This is a genomic window from Intestinibacter sp. (assembly GCF_051866655.1).
Lineage (GTDB): Bacteria > Bacillota > Clostridia > Peptostreptococcales > Peptostreptococcaceae > Intestinibacter.
Map to the genome: position 1 here is coordinate 1 of NZ_JBJDXL010000138.1, position 4,155 is coordinate 4,155.

The window sequence follows — 4,155 nt, forward strand, 5'->3', positions numbered from 1 at the left end:
GACGGTATAATATACGGAGTTTACTCATTCTCTAGAAAAATAGGACAAGCTCTAGCTGGAGGATTAGGTGGTTTTGCCTTAACTTTCATAGGATACGATTCTTTAGCAGCTTCTCAAACTATAGAGGTAACTAATGGAATATATAGTTTATCTACTTTATTCCCAGGAGTTTGTTATTTAATAGTAGGTTTAATATTAGTTTTTGCTTATCCATTAAGTAAAAAAGTAGTAGAAGAAAACTCTAGAATATTAAACGAAAAACGTGCAAATAATTAATCATATACGATTAATTTAATTATAAAAAAATATATTAAATCAGGTTAACATCATCTAGGGGCTAGTACTATCGTTTTATGGTACTAGCTATTAGATGTTAAAAATAAAAATACAAAAAGTTAGGAGAATTTTATGAAATTATCATTTCGTTGGTATGGAGAAGATGACAAAGTAACATTACAAAATATACGCCAAATACCAGGCATGCATTCTATAGTAACTGCAGTTTACGATGTACCAGTTGGTGAAGTATGGAGCAGAGAATCTATAGCAAAATTAAAAGAACAAGTAGAAAATGCTGGATTAAACTTCGAGGTAATCGAAAGTATACCAGTTCACGAAGATATCAAGCTTGGAAAACCTAGCAGAGATAAATATATAGAAAATTACTGTGAAAATATAAGAAGAGTTGCTGAAGCTGGAGTTAAATGTATATGCTACAACTTCATGCCAGTATTTGACTGGACTAGAACTCAATTAGACCACGAATTAGAAGATGGTTCTACATCTTTAGTTTACTATCAAGAGCAAGTAGACGAGGTTAACCCATTAGAAAGTGATAGCGACTTAACTCTTCCAGGATGGGATGCTAGCTACACTAGAGAAGAATTAAAAAGCGTTGTTGCTGAGTACAATGCAATGAGCGAAGATGATCTATGGAATAACCTACAATATTTCTTAGAAAGAATAATACCAGTAGCTGCAGAATGTGACGTAAACATGGCTATACATGAAGACGATCCATGCTGGAGTATATTCGGATTACCTAGAATAATAACTTGTGAAGAAAACCTAGACAGATTCTTAAAATTAGTTGATGACAAGCACAACGGTATAACTTTATGTGCAGGATCTCTAGGCTGCTCAAATAAAAACGATGTAGCTAAAATGGCTGCAAAATATGCTAAAATGGGCAGAATACATTTCGTACATATGAGAAATGTAAAAGTATTAGACAATGGATTTGAAGAAAGAGCTCACTTATCTTCTTGCGGAAGCTTAGACATGTACGCAATAATGAAGGCTTTATATGATAACGGATTTGACGGATATGTTAGACCAGACCACGGAAGAATGATCTGGGGAGAAACTGGTAGAGCTGGATACGGTTTATACGATAGAGCTTTAGGAGCTACTTACTTAAACGGCTTATGGGAAGCTATAGAAAAATCTAGTAAATAATAAAATTTTATGGAGGCACAAAATGAAATTACCTTTTCAAATAGATTTAAACGATAAAGTTGTTGTAATAACAGGAGCAGGTGGATTAATATGTTCTGCATTTGCTGAAGCTATGGCTATGTGTGGAGCTAAGGTTGCTTTACTTGACTTAAACGAAGAAGCAGCTAAAAAATATGCAGACGAAATAGTTGCAAAAGGATACACTGCTAAAGGTTACAAATGTAATGTTTTAGAAAAAGAAAGCTGTGAAGCTGCAAGACAAGCTATATTAGCAGACTTTGGAACTTGCGATATATTAATAAATGGAGCTGGTGGAAACAATCCAAAGGCTACAACTGATGACGAGTACTTTGCCCCAGAGCATTTAAATGAAATGAAAACTTTCTTTGATTTAGATCCTCAAGGAGTATCTTTCGTATTCAACTTAAACTTCATGGGTACATTAATACCTACACAAGTTTTCGCAATGGATATGATGAACAAAAAAGGTGCGAGCATAATAAACATATCTTCAATGAATGCTTATTCACCACTTACAAAAATACCAGCATACAGTGGAGCAAAGGCTGCTATATCTAACTTCACTCAATGGTTAGCAGTTCACTTCTCAAAGGTTGGTATACGTTGCAATGCTATAGCACCAGGGTTCTTCTCAACTAAGCAAAACGAAAAATTATTATGGAACGAAGATGGAACTCCAACTGCTAGAACTCAAAAAATATTAGCTGGAACTCCAATGGGTCGTTTCGGTGAATTAGAAGAATTAATAGGTTCATTATTATTCTTATCTTGTGAAGAAGCATCAGGATTTGTAAACGGAACAGTAATACCGGTTGATGGTGCATTTGCAGCATATTCAGGTGTTTAATATACAGATTAATATGACACAATAGAAAAAGACATTTATTAGGAGGAGTAAAGACTTATGGTTAATTTAAGAGTAAAACCTTATAACCTAGACGATGAAGGTGTTAAATGGGTTGAAGAAACTATAAAATCAATGACTATAGAAGAAAAAATAGGTCAATTATTCATAAACATGGGTGCTAGCCGTGACGAAGAATACTTAAAAAGTATTTTAGATAACTATCACATAGGTGGAGTTCGTTACAACCCAGGAACTGCTGAAGAAGTATACGACCAAAATAAAATACTTCAAGAAAACAGTAAGATACCTCTATTAATAGCTGCAAACACTGAAATGGGTGGTAATGGAGCTTGTACAGATGGTACTTATATAGGAAATGAAGTTAAAATAGCTGCTACTAACGATAAAAAATACGCATACGAAATGGGTAGAGTATCAGGAGTTGAAGCTGCTGCTATAGGATGCAACTGGAGTTTCGCGCCAATAGTTGATATAAACAGAAACTGGAGGAATCCAATAATATCAATAAGAACTTGGTCAGCTGACGTTGAACAAACTTTAGAATTATCTCTTGAATACATGAGAGGTATACAAGAAAGTGGAATAGCACCTGCTGCTAAACACTTCCCTGGAGATGGTATAGATGAGAGAGATCAACATTTATCATTTGCACCAAACTCATTATCAGTAGAAGAATGGGATGCGACTTTCGGAAGAGTTTACAGTGGATTATTTGAAGCAGGTCTTCCATCAATAATGGCTGGACATATAGCTCTACCAGAGTACGTTCGTCACTTCAATCCAAATGCGACTACTCAAGAATTATATATGCCTGCTACATTAAGTAAGTATATATTAACTGATTTATTAAGAGGAAAAATGGGCTTCAATGGTCTAGTTGTAACTGATGCATCACACATGGTTGCTATGACTTCAGCTATGAAGAGAAGTGAAATGCTTCCAACTGCAATAGCTGCTGGTTCTGATTTATTCTTATTCTTCAACGATCCAGACGAGGACTTCAACTGGATGATGGAAGGCTACAAAAAAGGAATAATAACAGAAGAGAGATTAGAAGAAGCTTTAACTAGAATATTAGGAACTAAGGCTGCTCTAGGCCTACACAAAAAAGCTAAGACTGAAATACTACCAGCTAAAGAAGAAGCAATGGCGAAAATAGGCTTAGAAGAAAACAAAGAAATAGCTAAAGAGGTTGCTGATAAAGGTATAACTCTAGTTAAAAACACTCAAGAATTATTACCAATATCACCAGATAAACAAAAGAGAGTTTTACTTGTTGAAGCTAAGGGAACTGAAGGTGGATTCGGTAAATTCCTAGAGTTAATGGGTGGAGCTAAGAAGAAACCTATAGATACATTAAAAGAATTACTAGAAGCCGAAGGGTTCCAAGTTGAAATATGGGAATCACCAATGGACAAGGTTATGAAGCTTCCAAAAGAAGAAATGGCTAAGGCTATGGCTAACGTATATGCAGCTAAACGTCCAATTGCCGATTTAACTGATAACTACGATTTAATAATAAACATAGCTAACGTAAATCCAAACACTGACCAAAGAGTACAATGGCCAGCAAGTAAAGGAACTCCAGACATACCATTCTACGTAAATGAAGTTCCTACTATATTCGTTTCAGTTAAGTGTCCATTCCACTTAGCTGATGTACCGCAAGTTAAAACTTATATAAATACTTACGATGATAATGCTATTACATTAGAAGCATTAGTTCAAAAGCTTGTAGGAAAATCAGAATTTAAAGGTGTAAGTCCAGTAGATGCATTCTGCGGATTTGGAGATACACGTTTCTAATT

The 4,155-nt window shown here is 34.9% G+C and carries 4 protein-coding genes; all 4 read left to right on the forward strand.

Features of this window, described 5'->3' with window-relative positions; translation table 11 throughout:
- The coding region (locus ACI3VO_RS03900) for an MFS transporter (RefSeq protein WP_439756665.1) at positions 1-276 on the forward strand (276 nt) is incomplete at its 5' end.
- A 132-nt stretch (positions 277-408) separates the two neighbouring features.
- The gene (gene uxuA, locus ACI3VO_RS03905) at positions 409-1,458 is read left to right on the forward strand and encodes a mannonate dehydratase (protein ID WP_320627027.1); all 1,050 of its coding nucleotides are present in this window, start codon (positions 409-411) and stop codon (positions 1,456-1,458) included.
- 22 nt (positions 1,459-1,480) lie between these two features.
- Positions 1,481-2,326: an SDR family oxidoreductase gene (locus ACI3VO_RS03910; protein WP_439756666.1), complete on the forward strand. Its 846-nt coding sequence runs from the start codon at positions 1,481-1,483 to the stop codon at positions 2,324-2,326.
- A 57-nt stretch (positions 2,327-2,383) separates the two neighbouring features.
- Complete coding sequence (locus ACI3VO_RS03915) at positions 2,384-4,153, forward strand: glycoside hydrolase family 3 protein (RefSeq protein ID WP_439756667.1); 1,770 nt, start codon at positions 2,384-2,386, stop codon at positions 4,151-4,153.
- Positions 4,154-4,155 lie beyond the last annotated feature (2 nt).

What these genes read in the sequence shown, in the direction of transcription:
- ACI3VO_RS03915 (WP_439756667.1), top strand. Translation starts at nt 2,384, where the DNA reads ATGGTTAATTTAAGAGTAAAACCTTATAACCTAGACGATGAAGGTGTT.
- uxuA (WP_320627027.1), top strand. Translation starts at nt 409, where the DNA reads ATGAAATTATCATTTCGTTGGTATGGAGAAGATGACAAAGTAACATTA.
- ACI3VO_RS03910 (WP_439756666.1), top strand. Translation starts at nt 1,481, where the DNA reads ATGAAATTACCTTTTCAAATAGATTTAAACGATAAAGTTGTTGTAATA.